This is a genomic window from Novosphingobium sp. BL-S-19 (assembly GCF_055521675.1).
Genome location: NZ_CM145498.1, coordinates 1,984,489 through 2,002,727 on the forward strand (window position 1 = coordinate 1,984,489; position 18,239 = coordinate 2,002,727).

The 18,239-nt window shown below is 65.3% G+C and carries 13 protein-coding genes and 1 tRNA gene; 5 read left to right on the forward strand and 9 right to left on the reverse strand.

What is annotated here, in order from left to right; genetic code table 11:
• Positions 1-32: 32 nt before the first annotated feature.
• Positions 33-1,070 (forward strand): NAD(P)H-dependent amine dehydrogenase family protein, encoded by a 1,038-nt coding sequence (locus tag ACZ1JV_RS17480; protein ID WP_465149828.1) that lies wholly within the window; start codon positions 33-35, stop codon positions 1,068-1,070.
• Here ACZ1JV_RS17480 and ACZ1JV_RS17485 read toward each other — a convergent pair whose 3' ends face one another.
• The 3 genes from ACZ1JV_RS17485 to ACZ1JV_RS17495 are packed head-to-tail and all read right to left on the reverse strand — an operon-like array spanning position 1,071 to position 6,887.
• Positions 1,071-2,480 carry an efflux transporter outer membrane subunit gene (locus ACZ1JV_RS17485; protein ID WP_465149829.1) on the reverse strand — a complete coding sequence of 470 codons (1,410 nt, stop codon included), beginning with the start codon at positions 2,478-2,480 and terminating at the stop codon, positions 1,071-1,073.
• Positions 2,477-5,674 carry a multidrug efflux RND transporter permease subunit gene (locus ACZ1JV_RS17490; protein WP_465149830.1) on the reverse strand — a complete coding sequence of 1,066 codons (3,198 nt, stop codon included), beginning with the start codon at positions 5,672-5,674 and terminating at the stop codon, positions 2,477-2,479. Before ACZ1JV_RS17490 ends, ACZ1JV_RS17485 begins: the two co-directional genes overlap by 4 nt.
• 7 nt (positions 5,675-5,681) lie before the next feature.
• On the reverse strand, positions 5,682-6,887 hold the full coding sequence (locus ACZ1JV_RS17495) for an efflux RND transporter periplasmic adaptor subunit (RefSeq protein ID WP_465149831.1): 1,206 nt from the start codon (positions 6,885-6,887) through the stop codon (positions 5,682-5,684).
• 241 nt (positions 6,888-7,128) lie between these two features.
• On the opposite strand from ACZ1JV_RS17495, the gene ACZ1JV_RS17500 reads away from it, so the two are divergent.
• Positions 7,129-7,431, forward strand: coding sequence for a hypothetical protein (locus ACZ1JV_RS17500; RefSeq protein WP_465149832.1), 303 nt, complete (start codon positions 7,129-7,131; stop codon positions 7,429-7,431).
• Positions 7,432-7,510: 79 nt separating this feature from the next.
• Here the strand turns inward: ACZ1JV_RS17500 and ACZ1JV_RS17505 are convergent.
• The 5 genes from ACZ1JV_RS17505 to infA form a co-directional block, all read right to left on the reverse strand.
• Positions 7,511-7,586 (reverse strand) — tRNA-Phe (locus tag ACZ1JV_RS17505).
• A gap of 100 nt (positions 7,587-7,686) precedes the next feature.
• A complete protein-coding gene (locus tag ACZ1JV_RS17510; RefSeq protein ID WP_395332755.1) occupies positions 7,687-7,881 on the reverse strand; it encodes a DNA gyrase inhibitor YacG in 195 nt (64 codons plus the stop codon).
• Positions 7,878-8,852 (reverse strand): ribonuclease E/G, encoded by a 975-nt coding sequence (locus ACZ1JV_RS17515; protein WP_465149833.1) that lies wholly within the window; start codon positions 8,850-8,852, stop codon positions 7,878-7,880. Before ACZ1JV_RS17515 ends, ACZ1JV_RS17510 begins: the two co-directional genes overlap by 4 nt.
• On the reverse strand, positions 8,845-9,411 hold the full coding sequence (locus tag ACZ1JV_RS17520) for a Maf family protein (RefSeq protein ID WP_465152599.1): 567 nt from the start codon (positions 9,409-9,411) through the stop codon (positions 8,845-8,847). Before ACZ1JV_RS17520 ends, ACZ1JV_RS17515 begins: the two co-directional genes overlap by 8 nt.
• A 67-nt stretch (positions 9,412-9,478) precedes the next feature.
• Entirely contained in the window at positions 9,479-9,724 is a 246-nt protein-coding gene (gene infA, locus ACZ1JV_RS17525) for a translation initiation factor IF-1 (RefSeq protein ID WP_007014967.1), read from the reverse strand.
• Between the two features lie 236 nt (positions 9,725-9,960).
• Here infA and ACZ1JV_RS17530 point away from each other — a divergent pair, with 236 nt between their 5' ends.
• Complete coding sequence (locus ACZ1JV_RS17530) at positions 9,961-12,507, forward strand: TonB-dependent receptor plug domain-containing protein (RefSeq protein ID WP_465149834.1); 2,547 nt, start codon at positions 9,961-9,963, stop codon at positions 12,505-12,507.
• Positions 12,508-12,579: 72 nt separating this feature from the next.
• On the forward strand, positions 12,580-14,523 hold the full coding sequence (gene uvrC / locus ACZ1JV_RS17535; RefSeq protein ID WP_465149835.1) for an excinuclease ABC subunit UvrC: 1,944 nt from the start codon (positions 12,580-12,582) through the stop codon (positions 14,521-14,523).
• A gap of 7 nt (positions 14,524-14,530) precedes the next feature.
• On the opposite strand, the gene ACZ1JV_RS17540 is transcribed toward uvrC, so the two are convergent.
• On the reverse strand, positions 14,531-15,214 hold the full coding sequence (locus ACZ1JV_RS17540) for a hypothetical protein (RefSeq protein ID WP_465149836.1): 684 nt from the start codon (positions 15,212-15,214) through the stop codon (positions 14,531-14,533).
• A 212-nt stretch (positions 15,215-15,426) separates the two neighbouring features.
• Here ACZ1JV_RS17540 and ACZ1JV_RS17545 point away from each other — a divergent pair, with 212 nt between their 5' ends.
• Positions 15,427-18,117, forward strand: coding sequence for a M1 family metallopeptidase (locus tag ACZ1JV_RS17545; RefSeq protein WP_465149837.1), 2,691 nt, complete (start codon positions 15,427-15,429; stop codon positions 18,115-18,117).
• Positions 18,118-18,239 lie beyond the last annotated feature (122 nt).

Here is an 18,239-nt window from a genome sequence, read left to right on the forward strand (position 1 = left end):
GTGGTGGTGCAAAGACTTCCGGGAGAGAGTGAATGCAGGACAAGACCTGGCGCGTGGTGCAATGGGCCACGGGCAATATTGGCAGCCGCGCGCTGCGCACCGTGATCGAGCATCCGCGCATGGAACTGGTCGGCCTCTGGGTCTCCTCGCCCGAGAAAGTGGGCAAGGATGCGGGCGAGCTTTGCGGGCTGCCCGCAACCGGGGTGAAGGCGACCAATTCGCTGGAGGACATCGTCAAGCTGGATGCCGACTGCGTGCTTTACATGCGACAGGGCACCGACTGGGACGAGCTTTGCGCCCTGCTGGAATCGGGCAAGAACGTCGTCACCACGCGCGGCGACTTCCACAACCCGCGCCTGATGGACAAGGATTTGCGCGCGCGGATCGAGGCGGCCTGCGCCAAGGGCGGCGTTTCGATCTACTCCACCGGATCGAGCCCCGGCTTCGTGACCGAGGCGCTGGCGATCCCGCTGCTATCGCTGGAGCGGCGACACGGTGTGCTGACGATCGACGAATTCGCCGACGTTTCCAGCCGCGATTCGCCGGACATTCTGTTTCACATCATGGGTTTCGGCGCGGAAATGGCCCCGTTCGACCAGCGCCGGGCAGAACATCTCAAGGGCGATTTCGGTAGCTCGCTCTCGCAAGTGGCGGATGCGATGGGGCTGGAGATCGATGCGATCGAGGCTTTCGGGGAGCTTTCGGCGACGAAACAGGACCTGACCATCGCAGCCGGCACGGTGCCGGCAGGCACGGTGGGCGCGATGCGCACGACGATCACCTGCCTGCACAAGGGCGAGCCGGTCATGCGGTTCCGGGCCAACTGGTACGTGACGACCGATATCGAGCACGACTGGGATCTGCGCGAATCGGGCTGGCGGGTAACCACCAGCGGCGATGCACCGGTGCGGATGGACATCATGTTCCCGGTCGCGCCCGAGGACTATGCCGCCTTTACGCCGGGCCTTACCGCCCATCGCCCCGTCAACGCGATCCCCGCCGTGTGCGCGGCAGCGCCGGGGATCAGGACGACTGTGGATTTGCCCCAGATCATCCCGATCTTCTCGTAATTACGGCTGCTCGGGGGCGGTCGCCTGATCGCCCCCGAGCACGCGGTAGAGCGTGACGCGGTTGCTGGCGACGGCCAGACGCACGGCGATTTCCTGCTTGCGCGCGGTGTAGAGGCTGCGCTGCGCGTCCAGGTTGTCCAGCGAACTGCTGATGCCCTGCTTGTAGCTGGCTTCGGTCAGCTTGGCGGTATCGGCCGCGGCATTGGTATAGGCGCTGGCTGCGCGCAGGCGCTCGTCCAGCGTGCCCTGATCGGCAAGCGCATCGGCCACTTCGCTGAAGGCGGTCTGGATCGATTTCTCGTAAGTCGCCAGCGCGGCATCGCGCTTGGCCTTGGAGACATCGACATTGGCCACCTTGCCGCCGGCGTTGAAGATCGACCAACTGGCGTCGCCGCCGGCGCTGGCCGAAAAGGCGCCCTTGTCGAATAGCGAAGAGAGTGAGCCGCTGGCAAATCCCAGCAGGGTGGTGAGCGAGATCGACGGGAACAGTTCGGCCCGCGCCACGCCGATATCGGCATTGGCGGCACGCAGCTGGTACTCGGCCTCCACCACATCGGGGCGGCGCAGCAGCACTTGCGAACTGGTGCCGGCGGGCAGCACCGCCAGCTGGGCATTGACCTCGTCCACGCCGCTGGGGAGCAGGCTTTCGTCGAAATCGGCGCCGACCAGCAGGCGGATTGCGTTGACGTCTTGCGCCAGCGCGGTCTTCTGCGCGGCGAGATCGCCCTTGGCGGTTTCCAGAACCTGTTCGGCCTGCCGCAGATCGGTGCGTGGCGAAACGCCGCCCTTGAGGCGGGCGCCGGTCAGCGTGACCGAGCGCTCGGCATTGGCTGCGGTGGCCTCTGCGATCTTCAGCAGGTCATTGTCGGCCGCGTAGTTGGCCCAAGCCTGCGCCAGATCGGCAACAAGGCCAAGACGCACGGTGCGCGCGTCCGCCTCGGTGGCGACGGCGGTATCGCGCTGTGCCTGCGTGGCGCTGGCGTATTTGCCGAAGAAGTCGATTTCAAAGCTGGAAATGCCGCCCCGCAGAGACAGTGCGGTGCTGTCGCCCGGCCCGTTCACCACGGTACGCGTGCCAGATGCGGTGACGCCCAAAGCCGGAATCTGGTCCGCGCGGGTGACGCGCACTTGCGCGCGGGCGGCGGCCACGTTGGCGGCAGCCGTGCGCAAGTCGCGGTTGTTGACTAAGGCCTGTTCGATCAGCTTTTGCAGGCGCGGATCGCGGAAGATTTCCGTGTAGGAAACCAGCGGTAGGTTGGCCTCGCTCTGCGCCAGATAGGCATCGCCCACCGGCCACGATGCCGGAGCCGGCAGCGCGGGCTGGACATATTTCGGCGCCATCGAACAGGCGGCGAGCGCCATGGCGGGCAGGGTGAGCGCCGCCTGCTTGAGAATGCGGGAGCGGATCATGCGGCGTCTCCCTTCGCTGCGCGGCGGTTCTGGATCCGGGCGCGGACGGCGGCAAGACCATCGCGGACCCCGCGGCGTACGAGCACGAAGAACAGCGGGATGAAGAAGATCGCCAGCAGCGTTGCGGTCAACATGCCGCCGACCACGGCGGTGCCGATGGCGATGCGGCTGTTGGCGCCGGCACCGCTGGCGACGGCCAGCGGCAGCACGCCGAAGATGAAGGCGAAGCTGGTCATCAGGATCGGGCGCAGGCGGATGCGGGCGGCTTCGAGGGCAGCCTCGATCACGCGCTTGCCCTGCTTTTCCGCCTGTTCGGCGAATTCGATCATCAGGATCGCGTTCTTGGCGGCAAGGCCCATCGTCGTAAGCAGGCCGATCTGCAGATAGACGTCGTTCTCAAGCCCGCGCAGCGTCACCGCCAGGATTGCGCCCAGCAGGCCGAGCGGAATGATCAGGATCACCGCAATCGGGATCGACCAGCTTTCGTAGAGTGCGGCAAGGCACAGGAACACCACCAGCAGCGACAGCGCATAGAGGATCGGCGCCTGGCCCGAGGAGAGCCGCTCCTGATAGGATGAGCCCGACCATGCGACGGCGGTGCCCGGAATCTGGCTGGCCAGATCTTCCATGATTTGCATTGCCGTGCCCGAGCTGACGCCGGAGGAAGGGGTGCCCGAGAATTCGTAGGCCTGCAGACCGTTGAAGCGCGAGGTGGAACTGGGCGCGGACGACCAGCTCAGCGTAGAGAACGCGGAGAAGGGCGCCATCTGGCCGCTCGTGCCGCGCACGAACCAGCGGGAGAGGTCTTCCGGGCGCGAACGGAACTGCGCATCGCCCTGGACATAGACCTTCTTTACGCGGCCCTTGTCGAGGAAGTCGTTGACGTAAGTGCCGCCCCACGCGGTCTGCAGCGTGGAGTTAACATTGGCGGCAGTCAGGCCATAGGCCGTCAGCGCGCGGGTGTTCGTCGCGATCTTCAGCGTGGAGACTTCGGGAAGGTCGCTCAGGCGCACGTTGGTCAGGCGGCTGTCGGCAGCGGCCTTGGCCAGCAACTGGTCGCGCGCCTGCTGGAACTGGGCGCGGGTCATGCCCGAACGGTTCTGCAGTTCCATGGTGAAACCGGCCGAGGAGCCAAGACCGCGGATCGCGCCGGGGACGAGCGTAAAGACCTGCGCGTCGCGCAGGCCGCGGAAAGCTCCGTTGGCGCGCTGGACGATGGCGTCTGCGGTATTTTTCGAACCGGGACGGTCATCCCAGTCCACCAGCGTGACGAAGGCCTGGCCGGTGTTCTGGCCGGCCGCGCCCTGGCCACCGCCGGAAACGGTGAACATGCTGGCGACGTTGTCCTTCTCGTACTTCGCGAAGTACTGTTCGATCTGGCGCTGCACCGCTTCGGTGCGCGTGCGCGGCGATCCGGCGGGCAGGCGCCACTGGACCATGATCGAACCCTGATCCTCGTTCGGCAGGAAGCCGGTGGGCAGGCGCTTGAACAGCATGAACGTGCCGGCGCAGGCGATCAGGAACAGCACCAGCCAGCGCCACTTGTGCTGCACCACGCGCTCCACGCGGCGGCCGTAGGCATCGGTCATGCGTTCGAAGCTGCGGTTGAACCATGTGTGGAAGCGATGCCACAGGCGGGCCAGCCACGGGACGTGGCGATCGAGCCAGGTGGGTTGCTCCTCACCGTGGACTTTCGCCTTCAGCAGCGTGGCCGTAAGCGCCGGGCTGAGGATCAGCGCGACCAGCACCGATAGCACCATGGCAACGACGATCGTCAGCGAGAACTGGCGATAGATTACGCCGGTCGATCCGCCGAAGAAGGCCATCGGCAGGAACACGGCCGACAGCACCAGCGCGATGGCCACCAGCGCGACCTGGATTTCCTCCATCGACTTGATGGTGGCCTGCCGGGCCGACATGCCCGGATTTTCTTCGAGCAATCGCTCTACGTTCTCGACCACGACGATGGCGTCGTCGACCAGCAGGCCGATCGCGAGGACGAGGCCGAACAGCGTCAGCGTGTTGATCGTGAACCCGGCGATGTAGAATACCGCGAAAGTGCCCAGGAGCACCACCGGCACGGCGATGGCCGGGATCAGCGTGGCGCGCCAGCTCTGCAGGAACACGAACATGACGATGACGACCAGCACGATCGCCTCGAACAGCGCCTTTTCGACTTCGGAAACCGAGAGCTTGATGAACGAGGTGGAATCGTTGCCGTAAGTATACTCAAGCCCGTCGGGCATGCCCTTCGACAGCTGCTCCATCGAGGCCTTCACCCGCTCCGCCGTGGCCAGCGCGTCGGCGCCGGGGGAGAGCGAGATCGAGATGCCGGCGCCGGGGTGGCCGTTGATGCGGCTGACCGTGCTGTAATTGTCCGCACCGATTTCGACGCGGGCGACATCGCCGATGGTGACGGATGAACCGTCCGGATTGGTCTTCAGGACGATATTGCGGAACTGGTCGGCCGTCTGCAGGCGCGATCCGGCAGTGACAATGGCATCGATCGCCTGATCCTGCGGCGCGGGCAAGCCGCCGATCTCGCCGGCCGCGACTTCGGTGTTCTGCGCGGTGATCGCCGAAGTTACGTCGCTGGGCATCAACGCGACGGCGGCAAGCTTGTTGGGATCCAGCCAGATGCGCATCGCGTGCGGCGCGCCGAACACGTTCACGTCGCCCACGCCTTCCAGGCGCGAGAGCGGATCCTGGATGTTCGAGGCGAGATAGTCCGAAACGTCCTGGTTCGAACGGCCGTCCGTCGCGTCGTAGACCGCCACCAGCAGCAGCTGGTCGGGGTTGGACTTGGTGACGGTAACGCCCTGGTTCTGCACCGCCTGCGGCAGGCGGGAGAGCGCGGACTGGACCTTGTTCTGGACCTGGACCTGCGCGATGTCTGGATCGGTGCCCTTGGCGAAGACCGCGCTGATCGTGGCCTGGCCGCGGTTCGACGACTGCGACGAGAAGTAGAGCAACCCGTCGATGCCGGTCAGCTGCTGCTCCAGAATCTGCGTGACGCTGTTCTCGATCGTTTCGGCCGAGGCGCCGTTGTAGGTCGCACGAATGTTGACCTGCGCGGGCGCGATGTCCGGGTACTGCTCGTTGGGCAGGAAGGCCAGCGCACCGGCGCCGGCCAGCATGACGATGATGGCGAGAACCCAGGCGAAGATCGGCCTGTCGATGAAGATGCGCGACATAGGAGGATCAGTGGCCCTTCGCGCCGGCACCGCCGGCTTCGCCGGGCTTGCCCGACTTCGGCTTCACTTCTTGCGGCGTCGTGGAGGGCACGGCCTTGATCTCGGTGCCCTGCTTCAGGCCGTTCAGGCCCTGGACGATGACCTTGTCCCCATGCTGCAGTCCGGAAGTGACGACCGCGCTGGCGCCGCTGGTGCGGTCTGCCACGACCTTGCGGCGAGCCGCCTTGCCGTCTTGCCCCACGATCATGACATAGGCGGAACCGTCGAAATCGCGCTGCACGGCGTTCTGCGGCACCAGGAAAGCGTTGGGATCGTTGGCCTGATCGAACACCGCCGAAACGAACAGGCCCGGCAACAGCAGGCCATCGGGGTTCGGGAACTTGGCGCGCAGGGTCACCGTACCAGTGCCTTCGTCCACGGTGACTTCGGAAAACTGCACGGTGCCGGCATAGGCATAGCGGGAGCCGTCATCGAAATTCAGGTGCACCGTGGTGCTGCCCTGAATCACGCCGCCTGCCGCCAGTCGGCGGCGCAGCGCGGTGATTTCGGCGGCCGACTGCTGCATGTCGACATAGATCGGGTCCATCCGCTGGATCACGGCCAGCGGATCGGTCTGGCTGGCGCTAGCCAGCGCGCCGACGGTGATCAGCGAACGGCCGATGCGTCCGCTGATCGGTGCGGGCACGGTGGTGAAGCGCAAGTTGGTCTTGGCCGTATCCAGCGAGGCGGCGTTCTGCGCGATCGAGGCGCGGGCCGAACGGGCCGTGGCCAGCGCATCGGCATAGTCCTGCTTGGCGACCGCTTCCATGTCGGCGAGCGGCTTGTAGCGTTCAGCCTTGGCACCGGCAGCTTCGGCCGTGGCCCGCGCGCTGGTGAGGTCTGCCTGCGCCTGATTGACAGCGGCGCGGTAGAGGCTGGGATCGATCTGGTAGAGCGGCTGCCCCGCCTTGACGTAGCTACCCTCGGTGAACAGCCGCTTGGCGATCACGCCGGTAACCTGCGGGCGCACTTCGGAAGTCTCGTAGGCCACGGTACGGCCGCTGAGCGTTACCGCCACCGGCACGGTCGACTGTTCGGCCACGATATAGCCGACTTGCGCGGGCGGCTTCGACTGATCCTTGGCGCCATGGCCCGAACAGCCGGCGAGGATCGAGGCGAGAGTCAGCGTAAGGATGGTCCGGCGCATCGGAAGGGCCGGTAGCGTCGAAAGCATGATCGATTTCAAGGTGCGCACCGCGTGACGAAGGGTGCGCGAGCTATCGATGCATTCGTGAAACTGCGCAAGCTGCCATTTCGCGGATGCGACAATTTGTGACCAATTGCAGTTTTTTGCAATTTTATGGCGCGGGAAGGCGCAATTCCGATCCTGGGCCGGAGCGCGCCAAGCTCTGTGCGGACGCCTGGGCCTTCGGGTGCTTTGCAGCAGCGCGGCGGTCGGCGTAGCGTGCCGGGCTATGATCTATCTACAGCACCTTGTCGCCGCTCTGCTGGTCCAGTTCTGCATCGGCCGCGCATTTTCGAATTGGTGGGCGGGTGCGGCGATACCGTCCGCCTATTTCGTCGGGCGGGAGATCGCCCAGGCCGAGTATCGCTGGATCGAACACTTCGGCTCCGGCTTGCGTGCGAACATGCCGTGGTGGGGGCCGTTCGATTTGCGCGTCTGGACCACGCTCGATCAATGGGTGGACTGGATCGGGCCGCTGGCGGGAACGTTTGCCGTGGCGTGGATCGTCACGCGAAAGCGGAGATCGGCCTGACCGACTTTCCGCTGCGTCAGCCGGCGCGTATCGTTCTGATCGGGAGAAAAGGAAAAGGCACCACTTCCGCTTAAGGAAGTGGTGCCCGGGGACGGAATCGAACCGCCGACACCATGATTTTCAGTCATGTGCTCTACCAACTGAGCTACCCGGGCATCCCTGGTTCGGTGCGGTGCCGAAGCTTCCGTACCGTGTCGGTGGCGGGCCTATGGCGAAGGCAGCGAACCTTGGCAACCCTAAAATGACATGTCCGCTTCAATCGTCCTGTGGAAAAATATTCGGTCGCGATAATTCCGGGAGATCGGGGTCGGCGGGCTGGCCGGGCAGGGCATAGCCATCGTCCAGCCACTTCAGGAGATCGCGATCGCGGCAGCCCTTGGAGCAGAACGGAGTGTGTTCTTCGCTGCGCGGCTTGCCGCAGATCGGGCACTTGCGGGTTTTGGTGGTCATGATGTGATCGCCTGCGCGAATCCTCCGGTCAGTGCAAGCGTCGCGTCTTCGTGCCAGCGCAGGATGCGGCCGGTGCGACGGGCAAGGTCTGCCTCCCACTCGGGCAGTATCTTCGCACGCACGCGGGGATGGGCGGTGAGGAGTAGGGTGCCGGGTTCCGCCACGCGTTCGGCCCGGCGCAGCAGCAGGCGTGCGCAGGCGCCGGCAGGATCGTGGTGCAGGCGGTGGAGAATCGACGGGCGTTCCAGTCGGGCGACGATCTGCACGAAGCCGAATCCGTTCATCGCCGTGGACTGGTGCGGCCAGTGATCGAGCGCGGCGGCAAGCGCCTCGTCAACGGCGCGGCGATCCTCCTTGCGCTCCAGCGTCGGGAAATCGATGCCGATCGAGCCGCCAAGGTCGAACTGTTCGATGGCGCGGGCAATGGCGGGTACGGCGGCGCGGGCCAGCGCGGCGGGTGGCAGCGTGCCGTCGATATCGATCAACGTCATCGCCGGGGTGGGGATGACGAGAATCGCACCGCTCTCGAACGCAATCTCGCCGGAAAAGGCTTCGGCAAAAATGTCGGGCCAGGGATCGTCCGGAAAAGCGCGAATCCGGCGTGTCGGCATTCCGGTGGCCTGAAGCGATTCGGCAAGTGAGGGGGCAGGGCGCACGGGCTTGGTGCTGGGTTTTGCCTGTGCGCGTTTCAGGCGGCCGGTTTCGGCCACGGCGGCACGGGTGACGATCAGGCGGATCGGCGCGCCTTCGCTGGCGTCGGCCGGAAGGCCATCCACCAGCGCTTCCTGTCCCGAGGGAAAGCGGGCGGTGCCGCGCTTCGATCCCTTGGCGCGGGAAACAAGCACGGCCTCCGCCACTTCACCGGGTTTCAGGCCGGTGTCCCAATCGAGCCTTGCGGCGAGCACTTCGTCGTTATCGACCAGGATCGCGCGGCTCTCGCCGATCCCGTCCTCGACCAGCCATTCAGCCAATTGCGAATCCCGCCGCCTTCAGCAGCGCGCGGGTCTCGAACAGCGGCAGCCCGACGACGCCGGAATGGCTGCCGGAAATCCAGGTGATCAGCCCCTCGGCACTGCCTTGGATGGCGTAGCCGCCGGCCTTGCCGTGCCATTCGCCGCCGGCGATGTAGGCTTCGACCTCATCCTTCGACAGCGGCTTGAAGCACACGATCGTTTCGGACAGCCGTTCACGCAGCGTGCCGTCGGGCGATTTCAGGGCAATGGCGGAAAGCACGCGGTGGCGGCGGCCGGACAGCAGTGCGAGGCATTCGCGCGCGGTCTTCTCATCCTCAGCCTTGGGCAACACGCGGCGGCCACAGGCAACCACGGTGTCTCCGGCAAGGACGTGCGCATCGTCAGCGGTAACCGCCAGCGCCTTTTCCCGCGCCATGCGGCGGGCGTAGGCGCGCGGATGCTCGCGCGGATCGTGCGTTTCGTCGATATCGGCGGCGACGATGGCGTGAGGCGTCACGCCAAGCCGTCCGATCAGTTCGCGCCGACGCGGGCTCGCCGAAGCGAGAACCAGCCGCAAATCGGCGGAAACGTCGGCCGAAGCGTGTGGGCGCGGTGCGATGGCGTCTCCATTAGGAGACGCGGCTTCAGTACTGACCGGGGCCACCGCGACCGGGCATGAAGCGATAAGTGATACGGCCCTTGGTAAGGTCGTAAGGGGTCAGTTCGACGAGCACTTCGTCGCCGACCAGAACACGGATGCGGTTCTTGCGCATCTTGCCTGCGGTATGGCCGAGAATCTCGTGACCGTTTTCCAGTTCCACACGGAACATGGCGTTGGGGAGAAGTTCGACCACACGGCCGCGCATTTCGAGGAGTTCTTCTTTCGCCATCGGCGATCAATTTCCATAAGCTAGCTTTGTCGTTGCGGCGCGACATAGCTACGACTCGTCGAAAATGGAAGCCTTGGCGAACGTTTGGCGAAATTGAGCCTATTTGTCGTGACCCGGTTGCCACTGCGACAAAATGTTACCCGCCCCCGTCTTGCGAGCAATTCTCCGCCACGGCATCAGCGCGCCGGGGGTTTTGGGGCTTTCAACATACTATTTTTTCTTGGCGGAGACCGGACTTGCGTTGCGTTCATCTGATTCCCCTTGCTGCGGGCGTCAGCCTGGTTGCCATGGCGCCGGCGCTGGCCCATGCGCAGGAGAGCCCGGCGGCGGGTTCGGGGGCGGCGTCGAATTCGGCGGCGACTGCCGAAGCACCTGTGGTGACAGATAGCGCGCCCTCGATCGAGGGTGGCAGTATCGGTACCGGCACGGTGGTCGTGAAGAAGAATGAGATCGTCGTTACCGCCGCACGTATCGACGGGCAGCTCGACGTGCCGCAAAAGCCGATCGAGACCTTGGATGAGGACGACATCGCGGCATATGGAGTCAATTCGATCAGCGACCTGATCGACGCGATTTCGCCGCAGACGGGCAGCGGACGTGGCCGTGGCGACGGCCGGCCGGTGATTCTGGTCAACGGCGCGCGCATTTCCAGCTTCCGAGAGATGCGGGACATTCCGCCCGAGGCCATTCGCCGCCTGGAGATCATGCCCGAGGAAGTGGCGCTGCGGTTCGGCTATCCGGCGAACCAGCGGGTGGTGAACATCATTCTGAAGAAGAAGTTCGCCGCGACCACCGTTTCCGGCGAATACAATCGCCCGACCGAAGGCGGCTACGACAACTACGAGCTGGAGACCGGCCTCTTCAAGGTGGAGGGGCCCCGCCGCTTCAACGTCAGCGCCAAATATACCGACACCTCGATGCTCACCGAGAACGAGCGCGATGTGCGGCAGGCGGACGGTACCGAGCCGGCGCCGGGCGAACCGGATCCGGCGCGCTATCGCAGTCTGGCCCCGGCCGATTCCGAATTCACGCTCAACGGCACGATGACGCAAGGCCTTGGCAAGGACGGCTTCGACGGGTCGTTCACCACCAACGGCACGTTCACGCACTCGGTCACCAACAGCTGGTCCGGCCTGAACGACAGCAATGCGAACCTCCCGACCCAGCCCGACCCGCTGGCGACGCGGGTGGAGACCAACGAGTTCCAGGCCGGCCTCGGTTACAGCCGGATGCTCGGCGCGTGGAACTTCAACGTCACCAACGACGGCAGCTACACGATTACCGAGACCGACATTGACCAGCGTAGCAGTGAATCCGGGATAGTACCGGGCGATGGCGTGGACGAGGCATTGAACCGGACGGCGACGCTGTCCTCGCTGGCGACCCTGTCCGGCCGGCCGTTCGCGATGCCCGCCGGCGACGCCAACCTGACTTTCAAGGGCGGGTACGATTACACGCACAGCACCAGTGAAAACTCCGCGTCCATCATGGACGCGTTGAAGTTGACGCGTGGCGATCTGTCGGGCGGGCTCAACCTTGCGCTGCCGCTGACCAGTCGCAGTGGCGACGTGCTGGGCGCGGTGGGCGACATCACGCTGAACCTGAGCGGCGGGCTGGATCACCTTTCCGACTTCGGCACGCTCTATAACTGGAGCGGCGGGCTGACCTGGGCACCCACCGGCAAGCTGAGTTTTCAGGCGAGCTATATCGTCGAGGAAGCGGCCCCTACGCTTACCCAGCTGGGCGCGCCGGTGGTGCAGACCTATAATGTCACCGTCTACGACTTCACCAACAACCAGACGGCGCTGGTAACGGTGACGAGCGGCGGCAATCCCGATCTGCTCAAGGAAAAACAGCGGGACATCAAGTTCTCGGCAACGTGGCAGCTGCCCTTCATGCAGCGCTCCAACCTGCTGGTGGAATACTTCCACAACCGCTCGAACGATGTCTCCGAAGCATTCCCGATGTTCACCCCGGCGGTTGAGGAGGCTTTCCCCGATCGCGTGACTCGCGATGCGGCAGGCAATCTGATCGCGCTGGATCGCCGCCCGGTGACGTTCCAGCAGGAAACCAGTTCGCGCATCCGCTGGGGTCTCAACCTGTCGGGCAGCATCGGTCCGCAGCAGCAGGGCGGGCCCGGTGGGTTCGGCGGTCCGCCTCCGGGTGGTCCGCCGCCGGGAGGGCCCGGAGGCGGATCTGGCGGCGGTAGTTCCGGTGCCGGCAGTTCGCACGCTGGCGGGGGAGGTGGCGGCGGCTTCGGTGGTCCGCCTCCGATGATGGGTGGCGGACGCGGCCCGCAGGGGGCGCGCTGGAACTTCTCTATCTACCACACCTGGCGTTTCACGGACCGCGTGAAGATCGCGGACGGCGTTCCCGTGCTGGATCAGCTCAATGGCGACGCACTTACCGCCGGCGGTGTGCCGCGCCACGTGATCGAGGCTGAGGGCGGTGTGTTCGTGAACGGCTACGGCCTGCGCCTCAAGGGCGAATGGGATGCGCCCAGCACGGTGAACGGCACCGGCGCGCCGGACAGTTCCGACTTGCGCTTCGGCAGCACGTTCGAGGTCAACCTGCGTGTCTTCGCGGATATCGGCCGCAATGCCGAGCTTGTGAAGAAAGTGCCGTTCTTCAAGGGCATGCGCGTGTCGTTCGTGGCCGACAACCTGCTCAATTCGCGGCAGAAGGTTACCGACGACACCGGCGCGGTGCCGATCGCCTACCAGCCGGCCTATCGCAATCCGCAAGGCCGGGTGATCGGGATCGATCTGCGCAAGATGTTCTGAAGGTGAAAACACTCTGAGGATTGATCGCGGCCGGGTCTACCCGATCCGGCCACGATACCCTATCTGGCGGTGATGGCGCGAACACCTGCCGGAACTCCCGAACACCCCAAGGGCACCGCACGCTTCAACGAGGAGCATGCGACGACGGCCCTGCGCGGCTCAGACCAGCCCGACCTTCAGCAAGGCGTCGAGGCGATCCGCGAGGTCGTGCGCACGCTGCCCGCCAAACCGGGCGTCTACCGCATGCAGGACGCGCGTGGAGACGTGCTCTACGTCGGCAAGGCGCGGGTGCTGCGCAATCGCGTGGCCAACTACACGCAGTGGGAACGCCTGCCGATCCGCCTGCAGCGCATGGTCAGCCAGACGCGCAGCATGACCATCGTCACCACCAATTCCGAGGCGGAGGCGCTGCTGCTGGAAGCGCAGCTGATCAAGCGCTTTCGCCCGGCCTACAACGTGCTGCTGCGCGACGACAAATCGTTCCCGTTCATCCTGCTGCGCGCCGAGCACGATTTTCCGCGCATCATGAAGCACCGCGGCGCGCGCAAGATGAAGGGCGACTATTACGGCCCCTTCGCCAGCGCCGGTTCGGTGAACACCACGATCAACGCGCTGCAAAAGCTGTTTTTGCTGCGCAGTTGCACGGACAGCTTCTTCTCGCGCCGTGACCGGCCCTGCCTGCTCTATCAAATCAAGCGCTGTTCGGCCCCTTGCGTCGGCCGCATCGACGAGGCTGGCTACGGCGAACTCGTGAAGGAGGCCAAGGACTTCCTGGGCGGCAAGTCCAGCGCGGTGCAGAAGAAGATCGAAAGCCAGATGGCGGAAGCGGCGGAAGCGCTGGACTTCGAGCGTGCGGCGATGCTGCGCGACCGTTTGCGCGCGGCGACCTTCATCCAGGGCAGCCAGGCAATCAATGCCGAGGGCATGGACAGCGCGGACATCTTCGCGATGGCCTGCAAAAACGGGCAAGTCGGCATCCAGGCCTTCTTCATTCGCGGCGGCCAGAACTGGGGCCATCGCGCCTTCTTTCCCACCCACACCGAAGGACTGTCCGAAGAGGAAGTGTTCGAAAGCTTCCTGGCCCAGTTCTACGAGGAAGTGCCGCCAGCGCGCACCATTCTGGTCGATCGCGAACTGCCCGAGGCCGAACTCATGGCAGAGGCGTTCCGCGAACTGGCGGGCGGCAAGGTGGAGATTTCCGTGCCTCAGCGCGGCAACCGCCGCCGCCTGATCGAACAGGCCATGCGCAACGCGGTCGAGGCGCTGGACCGCCGCATGGCCGAGCGTGGATCGCAGGCGAAGATCTGGCGCGAGATGGCCGAATTCCTCGAACTGCCGGACCTGCCGCAGCGCGTGGAAGTCTACGACAACTCGCACATTCAGGGCAGCAAGGCGGTCGGCGCGATGGTGGTGGCGGGACCGGAAGGCTTCCAGACCAGCCAGTACCGCAAGTTCAACATCCGCGAGGCGCAGTCGAATGACGACTTCGCGATGATGCGCGAGGTGATGACCCGCCGCTTCGGCCGCGTGCAGGAGGAAGATCCGGAGCGCGAAGGCGGTACCTGGCCCGATCTGGTGCTGATCGACGGCGGCAAGGGTCAGATGAGCGCGGTACGCGATGCCTTGGAGGAACTGGGGATCGAGGATGTGAACCTGATCGCCATCGCCAAGGGCCCGCACCACGGGCGCGACGGGCGCGAAGTGTTCCACTTCCCCGATGGGCGCGAGAAGATGCTGCCGGTCAATTCGCCGCTGCTGTTCCATCTCCAGCGCTTGCGCGACGAAGTGCACCGCTTCGTCATCGGCGCACACCGGGCGAAGCGCAGCCGCGCGATCACGGCCAGCCCGCTGGATGAGATTCCCGGCATCGGCCCGGCCCGTAAACGCGCGCTATTGCTGCACTTCGGCACGGCGGGGAAGGTGAGGGCGGCCAGTCTGGCAGACCTTCAGCGCGCGCCCGGCGTCAGCGCGGCGGTGGCGCAGACGATCTACGATTTCTACCATCCGGGCGGGTAGAGTTCACCTAGTTGCACTTCGCGTGCGTGCCGATGTCGCGCACGTCGCTGGCCTTGCCGTCGGCGGTGGTCATTTGCACGCACTGCCCGGATTCCCGGCGATACCAGATCGTATAGGAGGCATTGCCGCTCTGGAATGCGTCGACATTGGCAAAGCCGCGATTGCGCAGTTCGGTATCGGCGGTGGAGGCGCGCCAGCCGTTGAGGTCGGAAACCGTGACGGTGCCGTTCGTTGCGGTGCCGGTATTGGTGACTGCATTGGTGCCTGAGCTGGCGTCCGTCGCCTTCTTGTCGCCAGACTTGTGCGATGCTGCTGCAGCCAGCGCCGCGATCAGCGCTGCTCCTGCAACAACCGCGACCGCCGTGCCTGCGCCGGAGCCCGATTTCTTGCCGCAATCCTTGTCCGTGGCCTCGTCGACGGAACGGATGCGGCCGTTGCGCGTCACTACCGCGACGCAGCGGTCATGCTTGTTGTTCCACCAGAAGGCGTGTGCGCTCTTTTCGCCGTCGTAACCGGTCTGGTAGCGATAGCCGCGATCGTCCAACTCGCGCTCCGCCGAACTGGCGCGCATGCCGACAAGATCGTTGAGATCGGAATAGTCCCTGGCCGTGCCCGGTGTCGAAACCATTGCGCCGCCCAGTGTCAATGCAATGGCAAAGGCGCGCACCGCACCGCGATCAACCCCGTTCATTCGATCCCCCGAGTCGCACTTCGATGCTGATAGAATTGCAGAAATGGCGCCGATTGTCGTCGCGCCAATTCGATACCAACAGCCGACTCGCATCGACGAACGACATGGGGCCTGAGTGGCTCCCAAGCGCAGTTCCGGCTATGACGCGCGCATGACTGGCGCGACGTTCCGATCGCGCAACGGCCACCCGATCTCCCGGAGCTTTCCTCCTCATGCGTTCTTCCTTGCGTTCCCTTGCCACGGCCGGTGCCGTGATCGCTTTCGCCGTTTCCGCCCACGCTTTCGCTGCCGCTGCGCCGTTGCAGCCCACGCCTGCCGCCGCGCCGCTTGCCGAAAGCGTGCCCAGCGACCTGCCGCGCAATGCCCGCCCTACGCATTACCGCATCGAAGTGACGCCCGACGCTCAGGCGCTGACGTTCACTGGCAAAGTCTCGATCGACGTCACTGTCTTTTCCGCGACCGACGCGCTGGTGCTGCACGGCAACGGCCTTGCCGTCGCCAATGCGGCGCTGGTCGGTGCGGACGGCAAGCCGGTTCCGCTGACCGTCACGGCCGACGAAGCTGCGCAGACGTTGCGCTTCGCCGCGCCCAAGTCGATCGCGCCGGGCCAGTACCGTCTCGACGTGGCCTATTCGGGCAAGATCGGCACGCAGCCTTCGGGGCTCTTCGCGCTCGACTATCCCGACAAGCGCACGGGCAAGGAAGTGCGCGGCCTGTTCACCCAGTTCGAAGCGCCCGACGCGCGCCGCTTCGTCCCCAGCTTCGACGAACCCAGCTATAAGGCGACGTTCGACCTTTCGGCCATCGTCCCGGCCGATCGCATGGCGCTGAGCAACATGCCGGTGAAGGGACAGGAAGTGCTGGCCGGCGGCTTGAAGCGGGTGACTTTCGGCACCACGCCGAAGATGAGTTCCTACTTGCTGTTCTTCGGCGTGGGCGATTTCGAACGCTCTGCCCAGAGGGCGGCAGACGGCGTGGAAGTGGGCATCGTCGCCCCGACCGGCAGCGGCAAGCAGGCGGACTTCGCACGCGAAGGCCTCGCCCAGATCCTGCCCTGGTACGACGATTACTTCGGCGTGAAATTCCCGCTGCCCAAGCTGGACAACATTGCGGCGCCCGGCACCTCGCAATTCTTCGGCGCGATGGAGAACTGGGGCGCGATCATGACGTTCGAGCGCATCCTGCTGCTCGATCCCGCCACCACCAGCCCCTCCGGCGTGCAGTCGATCTATTCGGTGCAGGCGCATGAAACCGCGCACCAGTGGTTCGGCGATCTGGTGACGATGGGTTGGTGGGACGATATCTGGCTGAACGAAGGCTTCGCCAGCTGGATGGCGGACAAGGTCACCGATCACTTCCACCCCGAATGGAACTGGAAGCTGGGCGGCATCGACGGCCGCGAAGGCGCCATGGCACTGGACGCGCTGCCCACTACGCACCCGGTGGTGCAGAAGGTGCGCACCGTTTCGGAGATGGAGCAGGCCTTCGATTCGATCACGTACCAGAAGGGGCAGGCGGTCATCGCCATGCTGGAAGACTACGTGGGGCCGGATACCTGGCGCAGCGGCATGCAGCTTTACATGAAGCGCCACGCCTATTCGAACACCGCCAGCCGCGATCTCTGGGCGGCGATGGAAGATGCCGGCGGAAAGGACGTGGACCGCATTGCGGAGGCGTTCACCCACACGCCGGGCGTGCCGCTGCTGCGCGTGAACGCGGTGGCGTGCAAGAACGGCCAGACGCGCCTCGATCTGACGCAAGACGCCTTCACGCTGGACCCGGCTGTGCGCGCGGCCGAATCGCCGCTCTGGCCGATGCCGCTGCTGGTTCGCGTGGGTGATGCGCAGCCTGCGCGGCACCTGATGGCGGGCCGCAGCGAAAGCGTGACGTTGCAGGGCTGCGGTCCGGTGCTCGTGAACGCCGGCCAGCTTGGCTATTACCGTACGCTCTATTCGGCCCCGGCCGCCAAGGCGCTGGTCGGTGCGTTCGCCTCGTTCGCGCCGATCGACCAGTACGGCCTTGTTCGCGACAATCTCTCGCTGGCGCTGGCCGGCTATCAGGACATGTCGGTCGGCCTCGATTTCCTGGCCGCCTTCCCGAATTCTGCCGATGCGACGCTGGCGGGCAAGGTCGCCGCGCAGTGGCAGTCCGTCTACGGCTTGCTCGATGGCGACGCTGCCAAGCCGGCGCGCACCGCGCTGGGTGCCCGCATTTCCAAGCTGTGGTCGCCGCGCCTCGACAAGTTGGGCTTCGATCCGGTTGCCGGGGAGCCGCTGGTGGATACCAAGCTGCGGGCGCAGCTGATCGACACGCTGGGTTCGGTGGGCGATCCGCGCGTGGTTGCAGAAGCGCGCCGCCGTCTGCAGGGCCTTGCCGCCGATCCCAAGTCGCTCGATGGTCCGCTGAAGGGTACTTGGCTCGCGGTTGCCGCGGCGAACGCCAATCGTGCCGACTGGGAGCTGCTGCGCAAGCAGGCTGCCGGCGCCACCAGCTTCGTCGAGCGGCAGATGTATTATTCCAACCTCGGCCTCGCCAAGGATGACGCGCTGGCCAAGGATGCGCTGGCACTGGCGATTTCGGGCACGCCCGATGCCACCAGCGCCTCGCAGATCATCACCTCGGTAGCCCGTTCGCATTCGGAAATGGCGTTCGATTTCGTGCGCGCCAATCAGGACAAGGTCGACGCGCTGATCGAACATTCGGGACGTGCGCGCTTCTTCGCCCGCATCGTGGCCGGCAGCACCGATCCGGCCATGGTCGCCAAGGTAGAGGCCTATGCCGCCACGCTTCCGGTGGACGAGGCCAAGCCGGTGGTGCAGGCGCTGACCTCTCTGAAAGAGCGCATTGCCAACCGCCCGCGTCAGCGCGATCAGGTTGCCAAGTGGGTGAAGACCGCGAAGTAACGAGGGCGGGGAGGGAGCGCTTCAAGCCTTTCTCCCTCCACCATCGGCCTCCTTCAATCGTCGCCCCCGCGAAGGCGGGGGCCCCGCTTCCTTCTCGCAACGCCTGCGAGTAAAAGCGGGAT